We start from the raw sequence: 22,308 nt of genomic DNA on the forward strand, positions 1-22,308 counted from the left end.
TAACATGAAAAGGATATTTCTTTTATTATTGTCTGCGTCGGTAGCGTCGGTATCTTGTTCAGGTGGGGGAAGCTCTTCTGTGGGAAAACCAGGAACAAAAGGAGAATTGATACCAAGAGAAAAAACAAAATCATTTGTTGCAGAAAGACCTTACGGTATGGTTGCAATCCCTGCAGGATCCTTTATTGCAGGTTTAGCGGATCAGGATCCTACAAATACTCCTGAAAAAGCAGGATTAAAAACGGTAACGGTTTCCTCTTTCTTTATGGATGAAGCTGAGACGACAAATGCAGAGTACAGGGTATTCATTAATTATGTGAGAGATTCTATTGCCAGAACTTTACTTGCAGAAGCTGCCGGAGAAGGTGGTGAAGGTGGAGGAAGAGGAACCGGAATCGGTGATTATGCATACCTTGCAAAAAAAGAAGATAATTTAACACCATATCAGGAATATTTAGAAGGACAAGGAGGTAGAGATGACGGAGAGTATGATGCCAGCAAAAAATTGGATTGGAAAATCCCTTTGCACTGGAGTACTTCAAAATATCCTGATGTAGAATATGCAGAAATACTTGAATCTTTGTATTTGCCTGCTTCTTCAAGAATTGGTAATGAAAGAATCCTTGATGTTAGTAAGTTGAAATATACCTACAGATGGGAAGATATGGGGACGGCAATTGCTGATAACGAAAGAGGAGCTAATTCTCTTAAAAGTGAAAGCATTGCCATCTATCCCGATACAACGGTGTGGGTAAAAGATTTTCACTTTGCTTACAATGAACCATTGTTTGAGCAATATTTCTGGCACAAAGCTTATAAAGATTATCCTGTTGTTGGGGTAACTTGGGATCAGGCTAGAGCTTACTGTAACTTCAGAACAAAATTAAAGTCTGATTACAACGAAAGCTTAAAAAGAAAAAAACAAAAACCTTTAATTTTCAGACTTCCGACAGAATTTGAATGGGAATATGCAGCAAGAGGTGGGATGCAAAATGCAACTTACCCATGGGGTGGTCCTTATTTAATGGATGACAGAGGTTGTTATCTTGCCAACTTCAAACCGAAGAGAGGTAATTATATGGAAGATGAGAAAAAAGGTACTTTTACATATACAGCTCCGGTAAAGAAATTTAAGAAAAATGGATATGGGTTATATGATATGGCAGGAAACGTTTCTGAATGGACTTTATCTGCATATAACAACTCTTCATACGGCTTCTCATCTACACTCAACCCTTCTACAAAAGACAGATCTGATAACAAAAAATCTGTAAGAGGTGGATCTTGGAAAGATGTAGGTTATATGTTAATGACAGGTGCAAGAGACTGGGAAAGAAAAGACTCAGCAAGAAGTTATATCGGATTCAGAACTGTACAGGATATCCCTGAAGCGGCTGTTAAACCTAGAAATATCAAAAGATAAACATCATTTTCGGCTATTTATTTATAAAAATTAACATTAAAAAAAACTAACTTATATGTTTAAGACTAAAGATGCGTGGATGAATTTCTTTTATTCATTCGGTGCTGCAATTGTAATTCTTGGAGCTTGGCTTAAAATTACCCATATTACCCTGGGACCAATTAACGGTAACATTGCCCTTACTGTGGGACTTATTACAGAGGCTATCATCTTCATTATTTTCGCATTTGACCCCCCGAAAACAGAAGAATCTTATGCATGGGAAAATGTTTATCCTGAATTACTGGATAAACATGCCAATCCTAATCCGTTACATTCAAACTCAACCTCGCCTAAAGGAATTGCTTCTAACCAATTTGCAGAATTAGAAAACTCTCTTTCTACGAAATTGGATAAAATGCTGGAAGATGCGAAACTTGATGTTCAGTTATTTGAGAGATTAAGAACAGGTATCGATAAGTTTTCTAGCTCTGTAGATCAGATTAATCAAACGGTAGACGTTTCTGCTTCTACCCATAAGTATAATGACCAATTGAACAAAGCTGCTACTCACATGGAAAGCATGAACGCTCTTTATGCGATGCAATTGGAAAGTGGTAAAAAACAATCTGAATTTGCTAATAAATATGTGGCAGATATGCAAAAATCTGCGGAACAATCTGAAAAATTCAATCAGGAGTTACAAGGTTTAACATCAAATTTAAATAACTTAAACAGAGTTTACGGTGGTATGTTAACTGCTATGAAGTCTTAATTCCCAAACCATTCATAATTTAACTACTTAATCAAAAAAACGAAAAAAAAGAATGGCAGCAGGAAAACAGACCCCTCGTCAGAAGATGATCAACCTTATGTATTTGGTGTTCATCGCGATGATGGCCCTAAATATTGATGCAGAAATCATCAGATCATATTATGACTCAACAAAGGCACTTAATGAGACTAGAACTTTAACTGAGAGAAAAAATGAGAAAATTTTCGAAAGAACTCTTGAAGCTAAAGCTCAACAGGTACCTGATACATATGCACAACCTTGGGAGCAGTATAAGCAACTGAAAGGTAAAATTGATCTTTTAGTAAAATCAGCTGATGATATTAAGGCTAACCTTAAAAAACAATCAGAATTTCATGATAAAGATCCTAAAACAGGGAAAGATCTTGATGTAAGCGAAAATTTCGCAGCTCTGAATAACAATGAAGCGACAATGGCTTATTTCTTCAAAGAAGGAGACGAAAATGCACCATCTAAAGGAGCATTGGACTTAAAAGCTAAGATTGATGATGTAAGAAATTTTATTAACAGTGCATTTGGTAATAATCCTCAGTTACAGGATTTAGTAGATAGAGCGAATAAATCGATCATTGCTGAGTATCCTAAAGGAAAATCTCCAAACGGTAAAACCTGGTTTCAGAATAAATTCTATCATCAGCCGCTTATTGCCGCAATTTCAAATCTGGAAATTATTCAGAATGACGCAAGAAACGTGCAGTCAGATGCATTAGCTTTATTGCTACAGGAAAAAGTGGATGCCAGTATCAAATTTACAAGCTACGAACCTATTGTTTCTGGACCAACCGATATTCAGGCAGGTAAGCAGGCTGAAGTGAAAGTTATGCTAGGTACCTATTCTAACAGTAATAAGATCAGTATTTCCGGTGTAAGCAAACAGGAAAATGGTAAAGGAATTATTCCGATTTCAGGAGCTGGTATCGGAGAGCATAAGCTTTCTGGAGTTATTACTTTAACAGATGCTTCAGGAAAGCCACAAACTTTCCCTTGGACGCATACGTATAATGTAATTGCTGGACCTAGAGAGGTGAAAATGGAAAAAGGATTATTGCTTTCTGCGGATAAAATGAACGTTATGTACAGAGGGCTTGAAAATCCAGTATCTGGTTCTATCTTAGGTGCTGATAATTCTAAATTGTCATTATCTGCTCCGGGAGCAACAGTAAGAAATACAGGAGCTGGGAAATGGATCGTAAAACCAACAACAGGAAACACCGTAAAATTAACTTTATCTGGTGTTGACCCTTACGGTAAAACCGTTTCTGAGGTATTTGAATATAGAATTAAAAATGTTCCACCTCCACAAGGTCAGATGAGAGGACAGAATGTATTGTCCATGCCGGCAACTTCTATTCCTAATCAGTCTGTTCAGGCGGCAATTCCTGACTTCGACTTCCCTGTATCATTCACTGTAACACAGTTTATGGTAAGAGTGCCTGGGAAAGCGGCATTATTAATTAAAGGAAGTTCTTTGGATGATGCAGCAGGCTTGGTAAGAGGTTTAAGAACCGGAGATGTGGTGTCAATCTTTGATATTAAAGCAACAGCACAAGGTCTGGATGGACAGGTAATTAAAAACATTACTCCTATATTAATTAACGTTCAATAGAACTAAAAATGTAAATTTATTATGAAAAAATATATTAGCAGCCTTTTAGTATTAGTTTCGGGATTTGCTTTTTCCCAAACTATTCTGAACGCTTCTTCTCCGGAAGAATTCAGAAAGATGAGAGAGGAAAATAAGCAGAAAGTAGGAGATACTGTTGTTGATAAAACAGTAAAGCCTTTAGAATATGGCTTTGTTGATGATAAAGATATCTTAAAAAGTATGTTTGTTTGGGAAATTATCGATATGAATGATAAGATTAACCAACCTTTCTACTATGATAATCCTGATGGTTTATTGTCTACTCAGACGAGATCATTATACCAGCTTTTGTTAGATGCCGCACTTACAGGAAAGATTGAGCAGGTTTATAATGATGAAAACTTTGTCGACAGACTATCTGCTGATGGTATTCAGAAAAGATTAGAGAAAGTGGTTATTAACGACGCTGCTATTGATATTCTTAACTCTGGAAGAGCATTAACGGATCAGGAGAAGAAACAATATACAGATGTTTATAAGACGACTACTGATAAGGTTAAAGTGCTTAAGATCATGGGTATGTGGTTTATTGATAAGAGAGATGGGCAAATGAAGTACAGACCTCTTGGAATTGCTGCAATGGGACCAGATCCTGCTGTACAGGGAGTTATCGGTCCGGACGGTAAGCCAATTGCGAGTAACGACGAGCTTATCGATCTGTTTTGGATCTATTATCCGAATGCCAGAGATATCTTAGCTAATAATTATGTTTTCAATAGAAAAAACTCTTCTGCAGATCTTTCTTTTGATGATTTAATAAATGCGAGAAGGTTTTCTTCTATTATTTATAAGTCTTCAAGTGGTTTAGGAGATGGAATTATTAAAGACTACATTCCTAAGAATGCAGATGAACAATTGGAAGAAAGTGATAGAATCAAAGAGCAGATTCTTGAAATGGAAAACGATATGTGGAATTATTAATATTTCACTTGATATTTATAGAAAACCTGAGTATTTTTACTCAGGTTTTTTTTATTATGAAAAATGTAGATTATATAATAGTTGGAGATGGGTATGCAGGACTTTTTTTTGCGCATCAGCTAATAAAGGAGAATAAGTCCTTCATCCTTTTTTCTGAAGGTAAAACGAGTGCTTCCCAAATATCCGCGGGAATCATTAATCCTGTTGTTTTAAAGAAATTCACTACCTTTTGGCTGGCTCAGGATCAAATTCATTTTTTAAAAGATACGCTGAAAGAAATTGAAACATATACCGGTGAAAATTATCTGATTGAGGCGCCTATTCACAGAATTTTTCATGATGAGAATGAAAGAAACCTTTGGCTTAAAAAATCAGGGAAAGAAGAGCTTACTCATTTCCTTGATCCTAAATTCGATGATTTAAAGGGGGTAAAAAACGAATATCTTTCCGGAAAGGTTAATCAGTCTGCCAGACTTAATGTAAAAGGTTTTTTTGGAGGTCTATTTGCTTTTCTGGAAAATAACAACTTTTTAATTAAGGAAAGATTTAATTATACAGATATCCGTATTGATGAATCTTCTTATCGCGATATTCATTTTAAAAATCTCATCTTTTGTGAAGGAATGGGAGTGAAAGAGAATCCATATTTTTCAGAAATTCCTGTGATGGCCAACAAAGGGCATCATATCAAAGTTCAGATCTCGCAGACCATTCCCTTAAATATAACGATTAAGAAAAAGCATTTTCTTTTTCCTACCGAGAACGGTTTATATTTTTACGGAGGAACTTACGATCGTGAGCAGCTGCATCATCAAATTGATTCTTCAGCAGTAGAACAACTTAAAAAAGGTTTGTCGGAGTTTTACCCGTATCCGTTTGATATTCATGAAGTGAATTTTGGTTTCAGACCTACAGTGAAAGACAGAAGACCAATCATAGGGAGCCATACAGAATGTAAAAACCTTTTTGTTTTCAATGGCTTAGGAGCAAGAGGAATCCTTAACGGTTGCTATTTTGCGAAAAGCTTATATGATTTTATCGAAACAGGTATTCCTTTACCTGAAGAAATATCTCTAAGCCGTTTCACACAGAAGAATGAACCCCAATAAGCTTTTATTTTGCGAGAGTATGTGGTTAAAAAGATAAAACAAAGAGGAAACAAATCGCCGGATAACAAATCGGGATGAGTATTTGGTCCGGCGAATTTGCATTCCTACTTCTACTAAATAATTATATGATATTGGTTATTATAGATGATAAGGTTATTTTATTTTAAAAACATTTACATTCTCATCAATATTCGGGTGATTTATATTGATTGTGTTTTTTTGTGTAAGATTTAAATAGTAACGGAATGCAAATGTTTTTGATTAAAATATTTTTTCCACTTAGCTACCGTATTTCTGCTCAGTTTGAAATGATTCGCTAATTCTGTGTTGTTAAGTTCGTTTTTTTGCTGGTACTCAAGGATTTCAAGAATGGCGTTCTGATCGTAAGATCGGTGCTTTTGATTAAATTCAACCGTCTCTTTATCATGCAGTCCGAAAATAATATTATTTAACGTGATAACATCAAGAATAGATATTTCTCTTTTGGTGAGAATATTGTTACATTCCTGTTGTTTGTTCGGGTGGTTTCTGCTGATGATGTCATTATAAATCAGTCTGTAGTTTGGGTAGGTTCGTGGCATAATATAAGGTGTTATGGGGTTGATTTTTCTGAATTTTTTTTGTTATTCATATTTCTGTATTTTACAGTCCATCGGTGCAGAGTCGTTTTAGGAATTCCATATCTTTCTATCACTTCATTCATATTTTTCTCACCGGAATTGATAAGTTCGACAATAAATTCGATCACTTCCTTAGTGTAAATATTTTTTCTGAATTGTGGCAGTGAAGAGGTTTTTTCCTTTTGACAGGTATAGAAATTGCTCTGAGGAGAAAATAAGATGAGATGCTGAGAATAGATTCTGAAGAAATCGTATTCCAAAAGTTTGCTCCATTTTAAAAGAAGCTCGGTTTCAATAGTGTGAGATCTGTACATTTCTTTTATTTTATCCTCGCTGCAGGAAAAGAAATTACATATTCTGGATATTTCTATTTCATATTCTGTAACCCTCTGTTCTATTAATGTACCGATATTGATGTCCTTAAATGATGTCATAATCGTTTCGTTTGTGTTTATACGCAATAATTCTTGTTTGTTCATTAGGCAGGCATACTCTCTAAAAATGGGCAGGGCATGATTGCTGAAGCAAATCTATCATGTCGCAGGCAAAAAAAAATATTTTCAACTGTTAATAGGCGTTAATAGCATCATTAAAATTCGTTATTATGTATTAATTTTTATTTTACAATTTATTGAATATTAATTTGTTGTGTTTTTCAAGGTGTTAATTTTTTAGAATTTAAAATTTCTGATTTTTTTTTTCACTGAAATAAGATTTGCATATATTTTAATGAAGTATTTCATGATAATTTACAAAATCATTTAAGGATTTTAGGTGGGAATCTTGTGGTATAAATTGTGAGAGGGACTTAAATTTATTTGTCGGGCTTGATTTATGTATTCATTTTCCTACTACTTCTTTTTCTTTGTATGTATTAAAATTGTTATTAAGAGCTTTTTTGATTAAAAATTTAAATCAAAATTTGTTTTTTTGAGTATTTGATTTTTATTAATCTTAAAAGTATTGAAATTCAATTAAATACATTTTTTATTTTTGTTTTTTTTATATTTTTAGTGGATGTATGTTTACAGGATTATAGGGCTTATTGTTATCCTTTTTTTCATGACTTCTTGTTACATGGAAAAAGAGGAAGATTATTTTTATGAGGTTAATAAAGAACTCTCAAAGGCCAATCGTAACCAGGAAAAAATTTCTGAAATTTATCGTATAGAACTGGGAAAATACAAACGCACGAACGAGCTTAAGTACCTTATAAGCAGTAAATTTGCAGAAACCTTTATCGATATTGACGAGAGGCCTAAAAAAGTATCCCTGATTTATGAATTATTAAGAATCAACGACGGAGATTATGATTTTATTACGGCTTATTGTAAACTGAGCCTGGCTCACGAATTTGAGGATACCTCTCCTAAATTAGGCCTGCAGTTTCTTAATGAAGCTATCAAAATAGAGGAAAAGGATGACAAAAAAGTTCTTCTTCCCCATCTCTATCATGCCAAAGGAAGATGGTATTTTCAGCACAATAATTTCTCACTCGCCCGGATTTATTTTTATAAAGCGCTAAAAACTTTCAAGAAAGACGATATGCTTTATATAGCCTCTATGTATAATAATTTCGGATTGTGCGATTATGAAATGAAGGATACTGAATCCAGTATCAGCAACATAAAACACGGAATTGAAATTCTTGAGGGGAAAACGAATCCTACAGAAGAAGAACGACGTTTTACTTATACGATGAAAGGTAATCTGGGAGAGATTTATTTTAATAAAGATGACTATGTGAGTGCTGTTAAGTACCTTGAGCAGGAGTTTCACTTTAATAAGGATCAGAAAAAAAGGGAAGATAACCAGATCAGAAATACCAGGCAGCTGCTTGAAATATATAAGACCACCGGTGAAAAAAATAAAGAAATTGAACTGATAAACTACCTTCTTGCCCTCGAACCTCGTTTAAAGAATACCAATCAAAGGATTTTGCTTTGTGAAATCCTGCAGCATTATTATTCAGATAAAAATGATCTTCAGCAGCTGAAGCAGTTATCCGAAAAACTGGTAGAGCTTAATAAGAAAAGTAATGAGGAAACGGTAGAAGATCTTGATAATATTTCTGACATTCTCAATGGGTATATCATTAAAAATATTAATCAGGAGTTTGATTATAAGGTTGAAATGCAGGAAAGAAACACCGTTTTGTTGATTGTGCTGGTCATTATTCTGATAAGTTTTTTTACAAGATCTATCCTCAAGATCAGAAAGAAAAATGAAAAAGAAAAAGAATATCTGACCGGACTTAAAAATGAATTGGAAAACAATAATGAAAGCCTCGAAAAGGATATTCTGCTCAAAGAGGAAAAGATCAAAAATCTGCATTTAAATCTCAATCTTAAAATAGAAACAGAAAAGGCATTTCTGGAGAATCTTAAAAAAATTAGAAAATCCAAGAATGTAAATGCTACAGATACAGTACGAGATCTTTTTTTTCAAATGAATAATCTACTTCAGATTGATGAAAAAAATCATGAATTTATTGATGACAGTTCTTCTGAAAACAGAGAATTTATTAAAAAATTATCAGAGAGATTTCCTCAGCTTACAGCACAGGAACTCAAATTATGTGTCTATTTCAGACTTAACCTTTCATCCAAAGAGGTTTCATTGCTTGAAAAAATTACGCCCGGAAGTGTGAGGGTCTACAAAGCCAAGATTAAAGCAAAAATGAAACTGGATAAGGAAGAAAACCTGCCTACTTTTTTAGGTATGATTGTATAAATTTAATAAGGAAAAGAAGAGCATTACATACGTTCGATTACTGAATCAGTCTGAAAAGTAAATACATAAAGGTGAGGATGAAAATTGCCTTACCGGAAAAATATTCTGAAATAAATAATACTGTTTTCTTTTTGAATTTACCTTCCCCCCGAAGGGGTTAAAAATGAGTAGTGTCAGGTAAAACCTGATGTATAAGTATCCAATGATATTATGACCCTGAAAGAGTTAAATAATGTAATGGAAATTTCAAAGATAAAATGGTATAATCTAATTTTTGATTAAGATGATCCTTAATTTACCATCATTGATCGTTATTCCTTGTAACGATTATCTTTTAATGTTATAAAAAATTCAATAAAAATCGATATTTGGAATGAAATTTATTCTATAAAAATAGTTTGTCGCTAGGTTCTTAAGAGGAAAAAGTTGAATATCATAAAAAGTATGCCGCCATAGCCGCTACTGAACCGAGGAGCTAAAGGACTGATGATGAATTCTACCACAAAAATAAAAGATTATGGATGAGAATATCTTAGGAATTATTGCCGGAATACTTACCTCTGTTGCAATGTTGCCGCAGCTCATTAAGGTTGTTAAAGAAAAAAATGCGGAGGATCTCTCGTGGGTTATGCTCATTGTTCTTATCTCTGGTTTATCTCTTTGGGTTTGGTACGGTTTTTTAAAAGATGAACTTCCTATTATCCTTTCCAACTCTTTTGCGGTGATCTTAAACATAACTTTACTGAGTTGCTGTTTGATGTTCGGGAAAAAGTAAACCTCATTTTAAGAATAAAAAAACGCCTTACCTCGTAAGACGTTTTTAAAGCTATTTTTATAAATCGTATTGTTTATTGGCTTTCAAATTTCGCTAGCGGAGCCATTCGGGCTTTATTCAGACTCAGCGTTTTTCCACTTACTGAATAATTGTCAGCAGCCAGCAAAGCATCTAAAAATGCTCTTTCTGTCGGAAGATCATCGCAGGCAATCATGGTAGACATTCCTTGATTAAATTTAATACGCATCATTTCAGGTTTTATCTCAAAAGTACCGCCCACACCATTGCATCCACCATGCCCTTCGTATCTCATATCTGCTTTGTTCAGTTTGAAAAAAGGTCTGGCCTTAGGATTTTTAAGCACAATAGGTTTTCCGTTGAGCTCTGTGAGTGTCCAGACTTTTTCTGTGATGTCATTATTCACATCAATGGGAGCCTGAGAAGGTTTGCTCATACAGGATGACACAAAAACAATCATCAAAATAAAGGAACTTAAAGAATAACAAAGGTTTTTCATATCTGTTTCGTTTAATTTGTTCTTTTAATAGGAAGCCATTTTTGTGGCAGACTTGTCTTTCCCGTTTTCTTTATAGCTAAAGAGCACCATGTCATAATTTTTCTTCAAAAATGTAATATTTCCCCGAATATTTGAATATTGGTATTCTGCATTGGAAGCAGTATAGTCAGGAAATCCGTCACTTTTTTGTAGGTCATAGGTCTTGCCGTCAAGATGTACAACTGCGGTGTTTTGAGTATGATTGATACTGACTTCAATCTTTTCGCCGTTGTTGTCTGTATAGACATTTTTTACAATGTCATCATGAGTTACAGAATCATTTGTGTCCGTAAGTATTTCTGCTTCTTTCGGTGAATTTTTACACGCTGCGAGGGAGAGTGCGAAAAGCCCTAAAAGGAGGGGTTGTAATAATGTTTTCATAGTGATAAGTGATATGGTGATTCATAAAATATTTGATATTAATGAGTTATAAAAATACAACTTTTTTTATTAATAAATGTTAATTTTATATAAAATAACTGATTACCAGTGTTTTGTATTTTACTCTCTTTCTTTAACGAATTCTGGATTATGAGATGAAAACAGAGGATGTCCTAAAAGTCAGACATCCTTTTTGAGAATTTAATATTTGCATATACCTCCTGTACAGGGCTACGAAAAAAATGGATAAAATTAAAGGCTGCCCAAGCTTTTAGGACAGCCTCTTTAATTGATAGTGTATAGAATGTTTTACTTTTTATGGGGCAGTAATCTGTTCTATGGTAAAGAATGCTTTTGTTGTGTTACATGTTCCCGCAGGACAAGTAGTCACACTTCCTGCGCTCGTTGGAGATGAAGATCCCATCATATAATACAATTTATAAAAAGTTTTGTCGGTAGGGCTATTGGTAGTCCATGAGTAAAGACGCTGTTCTGGCATTCCTGCCGCATACGTTTCGGGATCACCCCAATAGGGATTGGTAGAGCTTGTCTGTATTCTTGCGCCGGTGGTAGCATCAATTAAACTTGAAGATGATGTTGCATTGTCTCCCGCCCAGGCATTTGGCGGTAGCCTCAGCTGGTTCTGTTGATAACCTCCGGCTCCACTCCACAGATAATGCCCATTAGAAATAATTTCTACATTGGAAGCAGTGTTATTCCTAATTTGTAAATTAACTTGTGAAAAAGCCGAATTTGTAGGGATAAAAGTTCGTACGGAAAACTTGCCGTCAGGCGTTGTAATTTGTAAGGCATATCCTGCTCTTCCGTTATCTGTTGTAGCTACCAAAGGTCCCATGACCGCTATGCTTTCTAAATGGGCGAGATTGGTATTCCCTCCGCTAGTTCCGGATGAGGTATTGAATACTCTCCATTCTGTACCGTTCCAGAAATAATATCCTGGATTTAAGGCGGGTCCCGTATTATAAACAAGAAGACCGGTTGCATTGGGATTTCCACTAAGCTGCATCGTTGCAGATGTGAGAGAAATTCTCGGACCTAAAATTCCCTTATTTGGTGAACTCACGTCCAGAATAGACGATGGATCTGGGTTAGCAATATTAATACCCACTTGTGCGTTGGAGAAAGATACAGCTAATAAAAATGCTGCCATGAGTGAATTTTTCATAGTTCTTTAAGTTTTGCATGGTGTTAGGCTTTTTAAAGCTTTAAGTTTTTGGTCTGAATTAAACCTTTCGATCTAATTTTGTTAAAGATATAAAAAAAATAGATGTGAAAGAAGTGTCATGCTATTAAATTAATCTTAATTTAAATTTGAATAATGAAGAAGAATCATGTTAAAATTTTTAATAAATTATATTATTTAACTGGAATATCATAAAATGATGAATATTGAATAATTTACAGTTTTACGGTGTTTTTTTGGGAATTATGTACCGGTAAGCATTTTAGCTAATTTAAAGAAGCGTTAAATTTTGTTAATCCCCTATGATTGTATATCAATCAAAATGTACATTTGTTCCTTCAAAATGAGAACGTATATCACCTATTTTTTGACAGCACTTTTTCTGCTTTTCGTAGTGGAAAGTAAGATCAATGTCAAAACTTTGCGAAATGACTACACCAGTCATACGTCTCACATGCCTAAAAGAACCAATCGTTTAAATCAAACGTGCGAAAAATTGTCTATTCAGCAAATTCAGGATGATGCAGGAAGTGCTTATTCCATTGAATTTAATGAAGAAGACTTTCAGCTTTCAGATACTTTGCAGACCATCATTGCTTTTGCAAGTATTTTCAGTTTGGTTTATATTTTCGGTTTAGAAACAAAAAAACAGTTGAAACCTGCCATATATGGCTTTCTATCACAATTTTCTACTGTTAAAAGATTCATTCTGATTCGTTCTATCAGAATTTAAAAACTCATTTTCCCGTTAGATTTTCTGCTCTTTATGTTGAGCGGGGAATGTTATGCGTTGTGTTTGCCGGTAATCATCACAACGTAAGATCCCTTGTTACCACCTTTCCGATTTAAAAAAATAACGATTTAAATATAAAACTCTAAAATTATGATGAAAAGAGCTGTCTCAAGCATTATGCTAAGCGCCCTCTTATTGGTTGTTAGTTGTAACAACAAGAAAGAAGAAAAAGAAGAAGCAACGATATATCCGGTAACCAACCCTGTGAAAATGGATACGGTTATTGATAAAGAATTTGTAGCTCAGATCCGTTCTGTAAAGAACATCGAAGTTCGTGCACAGGAAAAAGGTTTTTTAGAAAAAATCTATGTGGATGAAGGTCAGTACGTACATCAGGGGCAGACCCTGTTCAGAATTATGCCCCAGCTGTACCAGGCAGAATTATTAAAAGCCAAAGCTGAAGTGGAGCAGGCTACAATTGAATTAAAAAATGCAAGTACCTTAGCCAACAACAATATTGTTTCTAAAAATGAAAGAGCAATGGCAAAGGCTAAACTAGATGCCGCTAACGCAGAAGCGAAACTGGCGCAGATCCATTTATCTTTCACAGATATCAAGGCTCCGTTTTCTGGGATTATCAACAGATTGCCTTTGAGATTAGGAAGCCTTGTGGATGAAGGCGATTTGCTGACTTCACTTTCTGATAATACGAATATGTACACCTATTTCAATGTTTCGGAACCTGAATATATTAATTATCAGACGAATGTCGCTTCACGTGGGAGCCAAAACGTTAATTTAATTATGGCAAATGGAGATGTTTTCCCTCAAAGTGGAGAAATTCAGACCATTACAGGAGAATTTGATAATGAAACGGGAAATATTGCATTCAGAGCAAAATTTCCGAATCCCGATAAACTCCTGAGAAACGGACAGACAGGTAAGATCAGAATGACATTACCGCTTAAAAATGCTTTAATTATTCCTCAAAAAGCGACCTACGAAATTCAGGATCAGAAATATGTTTTTGTAGTGGATAACAAAGGCGTGGTCAAATCTAAAAATATTAAGATCGCCTATGAACTTCCTGATGTGTATGTGGTAGGCTCTGGCTTGGCAACAGGTGATAAGGTTTTACTGGAAGGTGTTCAGAAGGTAAAAGACGATCAAAAGGTTCAGACAAAATTCCAGGATCCTAAGAAAGTTCTTAAATCATTGAAATTAAAAGCAGAGTAGAAATTAATGATCATTGATAAAGGATAAATGATGCCGACGCTTTGTCTATCATCTTTTCGTCTGTTATCTATTTTCTAAAAAATATAAAATTACATGTTTAAGAAATTCATTCGCAGACCTGTTCTGTCTATCGTAATCTCTTTGATTATCGTATTTATGGGTGTTTTGTCTTTGGTAAAACTTCCCGTAACACAGTTCCCGTCCATTTCTCCGCCTAAGGTAAATATTACTGCGGATTATCCTGGTGCCAACAACGAATTGCTGATCAAATCCGTAGTTATTCCGTTGGAAAGAGGATTAAATGGAGTACCGGGAATGAAATATATGACCTCTGATGCCGGAAATGACGGTGAGGCCTCTATTCAGGTTGTTTTCGATTTAGGAACCGATCCTAATGTAGCTGCGGTCAACGTACAAAACCGTGTTTCGTCCGTGGTTAATAAACTTCCGCCCCTGGTGGTCCGTGAAGGGGTGAAAATTACCAGGGAAGAGCCTAATATGTTGATGTACATTAACTTGTATAGCGATGACCCTAAGGCAGACCAGAAATTCCTGTTCAACTATGCGGATATTAATGTAATGTCTGAATTGAGAAGGGTGAGCGGTGTCGGTTTTGCAGACATTCTGGGAACAAGAGAATACGCCATGCGTATCTGGCTGAAACCTGACAGATTAACAGCTTACAGCATTTCAGCAGATGAAGTGATGGAGGCACTTAATGAGCAGAGTTTGGAAGCATCTCCTGGTAAAACGGGAGAAAGTTCAGGAAAACGTTCGCAGTCATTTGAGTATATTTTGAAATATCCCGGACGTTTCAATAATGAAAAGGATTACGGAAATATTATCCTTAAAGCTAAGCCGGACGGGGAATTTATCCGGTTAAAAGATGTGGCTGATATTGAGTTTGGTTCCTCAATGTACGATATTTATTCTACATTAAATGGTAAACCTTCCGCAGCAATTACCGTAAAACAGTCTTATGGCTCCAATGCAAGTGATGTTATCAAAAATGTAAAATCTCTGATGGCTGAATTGCAGAAAACGACCTTCCCGAAAGGAATGCACTATGATATTAGTTATGACGTTTCAAGATTCTTGGATGCTTCGATTGAAAAGGTGATTCATACGCTGTTTGAAGCCTTCATTTTGGTGGCAATTGTTGTATTTCTGTTTCTGGGCGACTGGCGTTCAACGCTGATTCCTGCGATCGCCGTTCCGGTGTCGCTGGTGGGTACTTTCGCTGTTATGTCGGCCTTTGGAATTACATTGAATATGATTTCATTATTCGCCCTCGTCATGGCGATTGGGGTCGTCGTCGATGATGCGATTGTGGTTATTGAGGCCGTTCACGCCAAGATGGAAGAAAAAGGATTATCACCTTTAAAGGCAACTGAAGAAGCCATGCACGAGATCAGTGGAGCGATTATCGCGATTACTTTGGTAATGGCATCGGTATTTATTCCAATTGCATTTATGTCTGGTCCGGTTGGGGTTTTCTACCGTCAGTTCTCCATTACAATGGCTTCAGCAATTATCCTTTCTGGGGTTGTGGCTTTAACATTGACGCCTGCTTTATGTGCTTTAATTCTAAAAAATAATCACGGAAAAGTTAAGAGAAGAACGCCAATTACTATTTTTCTGGATAAATTCAATAATTTATTTACGAAAGGGGCTGGGAAGTATGAAAAAATGCTGAATAAAACAGTGAAGAAGAAAACCGTTACGCTTCCGCTTTTACTTGCTTTCTGTGCGTGTACGTTCTTCCTTAGTAATTCACTTCCTTCAGGGTTTATCCCGGCAGAAGATCAGGGGATGATTTATGCGATTATTCAGACGCCTCCGGGATCTACATTAGAAAGAACAAATCAAATCGCTAAAGAATTGCTGAAAGAATCTGAGGGCATCGACGGGGTGCAGTCTGTATCATCACTTGCGGGATATGAGATCTTGTCGGAAGGTACGGGTTCCAACTCGGGTACCTGTCTTATTAATCTTAAAAGCTGGGAAGACCGTAAAGAATCTGCCGCTGAAATTATTGAAAAGCTTGAAGAAAAAGCGAAGAATATTCCGGGAGCCAATATCGAATTTTTCCAACCCCCGTCTGTTCCCGGTTATGGAGCGGCAGGAGGTTTTGAACTTCGTCTGCTGGATAAGGCGGGAAGTGGAGATTATCATAAAATGGAGCAGGTAAGTAACGATTTTGTGAAAGAACTGAATAAGAGACCTGAACTTGGTTCTGCATTTACCTTTTATTCAGCAAGTTTCCCGCAGTATATGCTAAGAATTGACAACGATCTGGCGGAGCAGAAAGGAGTGACCATCGAAAATGCAATGGATAACCTTTCAACATTAATCGGTTCTAACTACGAAACAAGTTTTATCCGTTTTGACAGACCATATAAGGTAATCGTTCAGGCTGGACCTCAATACCGTGCCTTACCAACAGACCTGTTGAAACTTTTTGTTAAAAATGATAAAGGCGAAATGGTACCCTATTCCGATTTCATGAAGATGGAAAAAGTATATGGCCTATCCGAAATGACGAGACATAATATGTACAATTCTGCTCAGGTAAGCGGTACGCCGGCTCCGGGATATAGTTCAGGACAGGCCATTAAAGCCATTCAGGAGGTTGCCGATAAAACACTTCCGAGAGGTTTTGGGATCGACTGGGCGGGGATCTCTAAAGATGAGGTGAATCGTGGAAATGAGGCGGTCTATATTTTCTTAGTGTGTTTGGGATTTGTGTACTTAATTCTTTCAGCACAGTATGAAAGCTTCATTCTTCCGTTACCGGTAATTCTATCTTTGCCAACGGGGATTTTCGGAGCATTTTTATGTCTGAAACTATTAGGACTGGAAAATAATATCTATGCTCAGGTAGCCATGGTCATGCTGATTGGTCTTTTAGGTAAAAATGCCGTACTGATTGTAGAATTTGCCGTCCAGAAGAAGGCGGAAGAGGGAATTCCGGTAGCTCAGGCTGCGATTGAAGGGGCAGCTATCCGTTTCCGTCCTATTTTGATGACCTCATTTGCATTTATTGCAGGTTTGATTCCTTTGGTGATGGCTACCGGACCGGGAGCAATTGGTAACCGAACGATCGGAACAGCAGCAGCAGGTGGGATGTTAATAGGAACCGTTTTCGGACTGATGATTATTCCCGGATTATATTATATTTTCGGAACGATTGCCGAAAAGTCGAAATTGGCAAGATATGAAGAAGAAAACCCTCTAACAGAACAAACAGAACCTTATCAACACGATGACAAACATGAAGATTTATAATAAACATATAGCAGCCATCGCCTTATCACTTGTTTTAGCAAGTTGTAAGGCGCCAATGGCGACCGTAATAAAAGATGAGGTAAAAGAGAATATACCTCAGAATTTTAATCAGGAAGAACAGCAGGCTGACGCCAATAACAATAGCGGAATGACGCCTTGGCGACAGTTTTTTACCGATCCTGATCTGGTAGCATTAATTGAAACAGCCCTGAAAAATAATCAGGATCTTATGATCACTCTCCAGGAAATTGAAATTGCCAAAAGTGGAGTGGTAGCTAAAAAAGGAAGATTAAGTCCAACTGTTTCTGCAGGTGTAGGAGCGGGAATAAGAAAAGCAGGTCGATACACCAGTGAAGGAGCCGGAGATGCTTCCACAGAAATGGAACCTGGAAAACCTGTTCCTGATAATTTAGGAAACTTTGAGGGGGGGCTGATGACCAACTGGGAAATCGACATCTGGAAAAAACTCAGAAATGAGAAGGATGCGGCTGTGGCTCATTATCTTTCAACAGTCGAGGGCAAGAACTTTGTTCTTTCGAGCTTAATTGCTGAGGTAGCTGATAATTATTATGAATTATTATCGCTCGATAATCAATTAGGTATTATTCAGAAATATATTGAGCTTCAGAAAAAAGCGTTGGAAATATCAAAAATTCAGAAAGAAGCAGCGGCGGCTACGGAATTGGCGGTAAAAAAGTTTGAAGCGGAACTGGCTAAATCAAAAGCTTCAGAATATACCATCCGTCAGCAGATTACGGAAAAGGAAAATCAGATCAATGCGCTGTTGGGAAGATATCCGCAACCGATTGTGAGACCTAAAGAAACCTTTATGTCGACCATTCCGCAAACGGTATATACCGGAATTCCTTCACAACTGTTGTCGAACCGCCCTGATATTAAGCAGGCCGAACTGGAACTTCAGGCCGCAAAACTGGATGTGCAGGCTGCGAGAAAAGAGTTTTATCCTACCCTGGAAATTTCAGCGACTTTAGGCTTAGAAGCCTTTAAACCTTCTTATCTGGTCAAAATGCCGGAATCCATTGCTTATAATCTGGTAGGTGAATTGGCGGGACCTCTGATTAACAAAAGTGCAATTAAAGCTAATTTTCAGACGGCGGATGCCAAACAGATCCAGGCATTGTATGAATATGATAAAACGATTCTGAATGCTTATCTGGATGTGGCTAATTTAATGTCGAAAGTGAAAAACATCGATCAGTATTATCAGTTAAAGTCTGATGAAAATAAAGCATTAGACCAATCAATAGATATTGCCAACCAATTATTCCGAAATTCAAGAGCAGATTATCTGGAAGTATTAATGAACCAGAGAGATGCCCTGGATGCGAAAATGGAATTGGTGGAAGCCAAAGAAAAACAACTGAGTACGGTTGTTGATATTTATAAAAGTTTAGGAGGAGGCTGGAAGTAGAGGAACTTTTAAATCGTTATTTTTTTTAAAACGGGGTTCAGATCATTTGATCTGAACCCTCTTTTTGACATGAAAAGGCTCGCTGAGTTTAGCGTTTTTTTTAGTATTATCATAAAGTGATTGAGTGTTAAAGACAGTTTGAAACCAATTCTATAGGAGTTTTCAAGTATTTAAGAATTTCCCATTCTTTTTTATTGTAGGATTCTTTTACTTCTTTACTGTTGACATCTTTTCCGTTGATGACGTATGTGGTTTGTGTGGTATTTAGATTTTCAAAAATAACGGAAGGCTGCTTATTATATTTTTTCCAGAATATATCCCATTGCTTAGGTGAGATCTTCATGGGCTGATCATAGGAAAAATTTCTTTTTTCAATATTATTTTTCTCCTTTATAATCCCTTTTATTTCAAATTGATAAGTGTTTTCAGAATCGGTTATTCTTAAGATCAATCCGGGAAGACCATGGAACTTATAGGGCCCGTCACTGATCGGGAGGTCGGTGCTGTACCAGGCTATCCATTTTCGGCCTCCGAATTCTGTTCTCGCCATATGTGTTTTATATCCTAAAATTGTGACCGGGGGAGAATCGAGAAGTTCCCAGTTCTGCCTGCAGGAGCCATAGTCTGTTGAGAAAATACTGGTGAAGAATCGCTCTTCTACTATCATCGTATTTTCCGGTCTGTCTTTAATGATCAGTGAACGGAATTTTGCATCCGTATGTCCATCTCCTATTTTCAATCCCATCGCCTTGTTGGAAAAATAATCATTAACCATTTTAGTATGAGCAGAGTCTCTTCTGAAATTTTCGTAGGACTGAAAATAAGAACTTCCGGCTTCATCGATGATTAGAGAACAGTATTCTTTATAGTCTGAAGGGGAGCCCGAATTTTTCCAGCTCATCTCATAGAATATCTTATAGGACTGAGAAAATATCCCGCAGCTGATGAAAAGCATGATAAAAGAATAAGTGGACTTCATTACCATTTTATTAAAATTAAAACAGGGCCCAGATCTGCATACTGAGCCCCTTGACATGAAAATGCTAAATGAGTTTTAGCGGTTATTAGTTGTTTTTATTAAGAAGTATTTAGGTGTTATTTTTTTATTCTCCAGTGGGTACCATTTTTAACGGGAGGATCTTCGTAGTCCTCATTTATCTGTGTATTTATAGCATTCACTACTGTAGAATCCGTATTTTTTGCCAAATCATTGGTGTCTATTTTCTTATATTGTTCCTGAACCGTCATATCAGGGTCATCATCCTGTCTGCAGGATTGCAATGTTCCGATCTGAACAACGATTATTACTAAAGAGATAAGCTTCTTCATATCATTTCTGAATTAAAGGTTATCCCGGCCGGGTGTTAGTTTTTAGAATTCCTGAGTCGAATTTATAAGCTTAAAACAGGTAAAAAAAGGAATAGTGGTCACGATTCTGAAATTAAGACGTCGTAATTCGTGAATTAGGACATGTTTAATATGTTGTAATTCAGTTGTTTAATTATTTTATTGAGAAATAATTAAATATGATTAATAATTCAATATTGTTTGATAACGATTGATGGATTTTGTGTATTTTTGGTTAAAGGTTTTCGCCATTTTAATAAAGGCCAGTGATAAAAAAACTACTTTTAATAACATTCATTGTATTTTTTAAACTTTTTTTTGCTCAAAAGGAAACTTTTAGTGAATATTATAGAATAAGAAAAAATTATGAAAATATGGAAGAAGGAAATTCTAAAGCGTTTCCCTTCATTAAGTTGTATATTCATAAAGCTCAATCTGAAAAAAAATATGACAAGCTGGTACAGGGCTATAAAGACGGAATTTTCTTTTCATCCCTGAATCCTGAAAAATTAAAATATGCCGACAGCATGATCTATGCTGCTAAATTATCACGGAATCCAGATTTAATCAGCGCTGCCTATATCGACAAAGGAGTGATATATTATTATCATTATAAAAAATTTCAACAGGCCCTTAATGAGTATCTTAAGGCGTATGAATATTCAAAAAACAGCGAAAATGAATTTCTGAAATATCAGAATCTCTACCATATAGGGGTTGTTAAAAGTTATCTGGGGCATTATGAAGAGGCTGCCGGGATTTTTAGAGACTGCATAGCCTATTATCGTTCAAAAATCGATTCAAAGCTTCATCCGAACGAAATTTATAATAATAAAAAAGGTTATTTCAACAGTCTGCATCAGCTGGTGGTTTGTTATCGTAATGTAAGCCGTTTAGACACTGCGGACATTATGCTACGGAATGGACTTGGGGAGATTGGTCTTTCTGCGGATTATAGGCAGGAAAAAGGATATTTTCAGCTGAACAAGGGGATTTTAGAGTACAAAAAAAATAAATATAAGGAGGCAGTCGGATATCTAAGCAGTGCTTTGGAATCTCTTCAGGAAAGTGGAGATTTTGCATGGCTTTCTGTAAATTATTTTTATATTGGGAAGAGCTTTTGGGCACTGAATAATCATCAGGAGGCCATTCATAACTTCGAAAAAGTAGATTCAGTTTTTCGGAAAAATCAATTTATACTTCCGGAGCTCAGAGAAAATTATGAGCTATTGATTAATCATTATAAGAAAGAAAAAGACAGGGATCAGCAACTGTACTACACCAGCCAGCTGCTGAAAGCAGACAGCATTATTTCAAAGGATTTTATTTACCTTTCGTCAAAAATTCATAAAGAGTATGACACAAAAACACTTCTTGATGAAAAAAATGATTTGGAGAAAAAAAACTCTTGGGGAGCAGCCCTTATTATTATTTTAATAGCATTGGCGATCGGTCTTATGGTTCTGTTGATCCTGCGACACAAAAAGGAGAAGGATATTCAGCAAAAATACAATATGCTGGAAGAAAAACTTCGAAAGGAACAGCTTTATAGCCATGAAAACCCTATTCCTCAAAAAGAAGATACTGAAGAAAAGAAAAATGCTCTTGATGAAACCATTGTTGAAGAACTGCTTAAAAAGCTGAAGATTTTCGAGGATAAGAAAAAATTTACCCAGCAGGGGCTCACCCTTCATAAACTGTCGGGACAGTTGGGAACCAATTCGAAATATCTTTCTCAAGTTATTAATGACTGTAAAGGAACCAATTTTAATAAATACCTCAGCGAACTGAGAATCAATTATATCACTAAGCTTTTATTTGAGAATAAAGAATATCTTAAATACAATATAGAAACGCTTGCGAAAGAATGCGGTATGGCCTCCCGTCAGAATTTTTCTGACCTTTTTACGGAAATAAACGGCATCCGGCCAACGGATTTTATTAGAAAAAGAAAACAAGAGCTGGATAATGGGAACAGTTTTTCGAAACTGAAGTCTGTTTAGTTTTTTGGTGGTCGAGCAGTACATCCGGTTTTGCAGGATCTGAAGACTTGGATAATATAAAACCAATTTTCTTCTTTATATTTGTTAATAATCAAATGATTACCCAAAT

Annotated in this window: 19 protein-coding genes; 12 read left to right on the plus strand and 7 right to left on the minus strand. The window is 36.0% G+C overall.

Features of this window, described 5'->3' with window-relative positions:
* Positions 1-4 precede the first annotated feature (4 nt).
* Genes porK through VUJ46_RS19880 form a run of 5 tightly spaced genes read left to right on the plus strand, consistent with a single transcriptional unit; the run spans position 5 to position 5,891 of the window.
* A complete protein-coding gene (porK, locus tag VUJ46_RS19860; protein WP_326982411.1) occupies positions 5-1,423 on the plus strand; it encodes a type IX secretion system lipoprotein PorK/GldK in 1,419 nt (472 codons plus the stop codon).
* Positions 1,424-1,478: 55 nt separating this feature from the next.
* Positions 1,479-2,177 carry a type IX secretion system motor protein PorL/GldL gene (porL, locus tag VUJ46_RS19865; RefSeq protein WP_326982412.1) on the plus strand — a complete coding sequence of 233 codons (699 nt, stop codon included), beginning with the start codon at positions 1,479-1,481 and terminating at the stop codon, positions 2,175-2,177.
* 52 nt (positions 2,178-2,229) lie between these two features.
* Positions 2,230-3,822, plus strand: a complete 1,593-nt coding sequence (porM, locus tag VUJ46_RS19870; protein ID WP_326982413.1) for a type IX secretion system motor protein PorM/GldM — start codon at positions 2,230-2,232, stop codon at positions 3,820-3,822.
* A 21-nt stretch (positions 3,823-3,843) separates the two neighbouring features.
* On the plus strand, positions 3,844-4,782 hold the full coding sequence (gene porN / locus VUJ46_RS19875) for a type IX secretion system ring protein PorN/GldN (protein ID WP_326982414.1): 939 nt from the start codon (positions 3,844-3,846) through the stop codon (positions 4,780-4,782).
* A gap of 56 nt (positions 4,783-4,838) precedes the next feature.
* Positions 4,839-5,891, plus strand: a complete 1,053-nt coding sequence (locus VUJ46_RS19880) for an NAD(P)/FAD-dependent oxidoreductase (RefSeq protein WP_326982415.1) — start codon at positions 4,839-4,841, stop codon at positions 5,889-5,891.
* Between the two features lie 230 nt (positions 5,892-6,121).
* Here VUJ46_RS19880 and VUJ46_RS19885 read toward each other — a convergent pair whose 3' ends face one another.
* Positions 6,122-6,472 (minus strand): helix-turn-helix domain-containing protein, encoded by a 351-nt coding sequence (locus tag VUJ46_RS19885; RefSeq protein ID WP_326982416.1) that lies wholly within the window; start codon positions 6,470-6,472, stop codon positions 6,122-6,124.
* Positions 6,473-6,483: 11 nt separating this feature from the next.
* Positions 6,484-6,945 carry a transposase gene (locus VUJ46_RS19890; RefSeq protein WP_326982417.1) on the minus strand — a complete coding sequence of 154 codons (462 nt, stop codon included), beginning with the start codon at positions 6,943-6,945 and terminating at the stop codon, positions 6,484-6,486.
* A gap of 643 nt (positions 6,946-7,588) precedes the next feature.
* On the opposite strand from VUJ46_RS19890, the gene VUJ46_RS19895 reads away from it, so the two are divergent.
* Both VUJ46_RS19895 and VUJ46_RS19900 read left to right on the plus strand, forming a co-directional pair.
* The gene (locus VUJ46_RS19895; RefSeq protein ID WP_326982418.1) at positions 7,589-9,244 is read left to right on the plus strand and encodes a hypothetical protein; all 1,656 of its coding nucleotides are present in this window, start codon (positions 7,589-7,591) and stop codon (positions 9,242-9,244) included.
* Positions 9,245-9,761: 517 nt separating this feature from the next.
* On the plus strand, positions 9,762-10,019 hold the full coding sequence (locus tag VUJ46_RS19900) for a SemiSWEET transporter (RefSeq protein WP_326982419.1): 258 nt from the start codon (positions 9,762-9,764) through the stop codon (positions 10,017-10,019).
* 73 nt (positions 10,020-10,092) lie between these two features.
* Here VUJ46_RS19900 and VUJ46_RS19905 read toward each other — a convergent pair whose 3' ends face one another.
* The 3 genes from VUJ46_RS19905 to VUJ46_RS19915 form a co-directional block, all read right to left on the minus strand.
* Positions 10,093-10,536 carry an META domain-containing protein gene (locus VUJ46_RS19905; RefSeq protein ID WP_326982420.1) on the minus strand — a complete coding sequence of 148 codons (444 nt, stop codon included), beginning with the start codon at positions 10,534-10,536 and terminating at the stop codon, positions 10,093-10,095.
* Positions 10,537-10,560: 24 nt separating this feature from the next.
* Positions 10,561-10,956 carry a hypothetical protein gene (locus VUJ46_RS19910; RefSeq protein WP_326982421.1) on the minus strand — a complete coding sequence of 132 codons (396 nt, stop codon included), beginning with the start codon at positions 10,954-10,956 and terminating at the stop codon, positions 10,561-10,563.
* Positions 10,957-11,272: 316 nt separating this feature from the next.
* Complete coding sequence (locus tag VUJ46_RS19915) at positions 11,273-12,142, minus strand: hypothetical protein (RefSeq protein ID WP_326982422.1); 870 nt, start codon at positions 12,140-12,142, stop codon at positions 11,273-11,275.
* Between the two features lie 361 nt (positions 12,143-12,503).
* On the opposite strand from VUJ46_RS19915, the gene VUJ46_RS19920 reads away from it, so the two are divergent.
* The 4 genes from VUJ46_RS19920 to VUJ46_RS19935 all read left to right on the plus strand — a co-directional run bounded on the left by VUJ46_RS19920 (position 12,504) and on the right by VUJ46_RS19935 (position 18,849).
* Positions 12,504-12,893 (plus strand): hypothetical protein, encoded by a 390-nt coding sequence (locus VUJ46_RS19920; protein ID WP_326982423.1) that lies wholly within the window; start codon positions 12,504-12,506, stop codon positions 12,891-12,893.
* A gap of 153 nt (positions 12,894-13,046) precedes the next feature.
* A complete protein-coding gene (locus tag VUJ46_RS19925) occupies positions 13,047-14,129 on the plus strand; it encodes an efflux RND transporter periplasmic adaptor subunit (protein ID WP_326985113.1) in 1,083 nt (360 codons plus the stop codon).
* Between the two features lie 93 nt (positions 14,130-14,222).
* Positions 14,223-17,417, plus strand: a complete 3,195-nt coding sequence (locus tag VUJ46_RS19930) for an efflux RND transporter permease subunit (RefSeq protein ID WP_326982424.1) — start codon at positions 14,223-14,225, stop codon at positions 17,415-17,417.
* Positions 17,404-18,849: a TolC family protein gene (locus VUJ46_RS19935; protein ID WP_326982425.1), complete on the plus strand. Its 1,446-nt coding sequence runs from the start codon at positions 17,404-17,406 to the stop codon at positions 18,847-18,849. Before VUJ46_RS19930 ends, VUJ46_RS19935 begins: the two co-directional genes overlap by 14 nt.
* A gap of 127 nt (positions 18,850-18,976) precedes the next feature.
* On the opposite strand, the gene VUJ46_RS19940 is transcribed toward VUJ46_RS19935, so the two are convergent.
* A complete protein-coding gene (locus VUJ46_RS19940; RefSeq protein ID WP_326982426.1) occupies positions 18,977-19,828 on the minus strand; it encodes a GLPGLI family protein in 852 nt (283 codons plus the stop codon).
* Between the two features lie 116 nt (positions 19,829-19,944).
* Positions 19,945-20,178 carry a hypothetical protein gene (locus VUJ46_RS19945; protein WP_326982427.1) on the minus strand — a complete coding sequence of 78 codons (234 nt, stop codon included), beginning with the start codon at positions 20,176-20,178 and terminating at the stop codon, positions 19,945-19,947.
* Between the two features lie 392 nt (positions 20,179-20,570).
* Here VUJ46_RS19945 and VUJ46_RS19950 point away from each other — a divergent pair, with 392 nt between their 5' ends.
* Entirely contained in the window at positions 20,571-22,199 is a 1,629-nt protein-coding gene (locus tag VUJ46_RS19950) for a helix-turn-helix domain-containing protein (protein WP_326982428.1), read from the plus strand.
* Positions 22,200-22,308 lie beyond the last annotated feature (109 nt).

The organism is Chryseobacterium sp. MYb264, assembly GCF_035974275.1.
Lineage (GTDB): Bacteria > Bacteroidota > Bacteroidia > Flavobacteriales > Weeksellaceae > Chryseobacterium.

Bases quoted from the DNA above. Each gene is read 5' to 3' on its own strand.
- porK (WP_326982411.1), top strand. From the start codon at position 5: ATGAAAAGGATATTTCTTTTATTATTGTCTGCGTCGGTAGCGTCGGTA.
- porL (WP_326982412.1), top strand. From the start codon at position 1,479: ATGTTTAAGACTAAAGATGCGTGGATGAATTTCTTTTATTCATTCGGT.
- porM (WP_326982413.1), top strand. From the start codon at position 2,230: ATGGCAGCAGGAAAACAGACCCCTCGTCAGAAGATGATCAACCTTATG.
- porN (WP_326982414.1), top strand. From the start codon at position 3,844: ATGAAAAAATATATTAGCAGCCTTTTAGTATTAGTTTCGGGATTTGCT.
- VUJ46_RS19880 (WP_326982415.1), top strand. From the start codon at position 4,839: ATGAAAAATGTAGATTATATAATAGTTGGAGATGGGTATGCAGGACTT.
- VUJ46_RS19885 (WP_326982416.1), bottom strand. From the start codon at position 6,472: ATGCCACGAACCTACCCAAACTACAGACTGATTTATAATGACATCATC.
- VUJ46_RS19890 (WP_326982417.1), bottom strand. From the start codon at position 6,945: ATGACATCATTTAAGGACATCAATATCGGTACATTAATAGAACAGAGG.
- VUJ46_RS19895 (WP_326982418.1), top strand. From the start codon at position 7,589: ATGGAAAAAGAGGAAGATTATTTTTATGAGGTTAATAAAGAACTCTCA.
- VUJ46_RS19900 (WP_326982419.1), top strand. From the start codon at position 9,762: ATGGATGAGAATATCTTAGGAATTATTGCCGGAATACTTACCTCTGTT.
- VUJ46_RS19905 (WP_326982420.1), bottom strand. From the start codon at position 10,536: ATGAAAAACCTTTGTTATTCTTTAAGTTCCTTTATTTTGATGATTGTT.
- VUJ46_RS19910 (WP_326982421.1), bottom strand. From the start codon at position 10,956: ATGAAAACATTATTACAACCCCTCCTTTTAGGGCTTTTCGCACTCTCC.
- VUJ46_RS19915 (WP_326982422.1), bottom strand. From the start codon at position 12,142: ATGAAAAATTCACTCATGGCAGCATTTTTATTAGCTGTATCTTTCTCC.
- VUJ46_RS19920 (WP_326982423.1), top strand. From the start codon at position 12,504: ATGAGAACGTATATCACCTATTTTTTGACAGCACTTTTTCTGCTTTTC.
- VUJ46_RS19925 (WP_326985113.1), top strand. From the start codon at position 13,047: ATGAAAAGAGCTGTCTCAAGCATTATGCTAAGCGCCCTCTTATTGGTT.
- VUJ46_RS19930 (WP_326982424.1), top strand. From the start codon at position 14,223: ATGTTTAAGAAATTCATTCGCAGACCTGTTCTGTCTATCGTAATCTCT.
- VUJ46_RS19935 (WP_326982425.1), top strand. From the start codon at position 17,404: ATGAAGATTTATAATAAACATATAGCAGCCATCGCCTTATCACTTGTT.
- VUJ46_RS19940 (WP_326982426.1), bottom strand. From the start codon at position 19,828: ATGAAGTCCACTTATTCTTTTATCATGCTTTTCATCAGCTGCGGGATA.
- VUJ46_RS19945 (WP_326982427.1), bottom strand. From the start codon at position 20,178: ATGAAGAAGCTTATCTCTTTAGTAATAATCGTTGTTCAGATCGGAACA.
- VUJ46_RS19950 (WP_326982428.1), top strand. From the start codon at position 20,571: ATGGAAGAAGGAAATTCTAAAGCGTTTCCCTTCATTAAGTTGTATATT.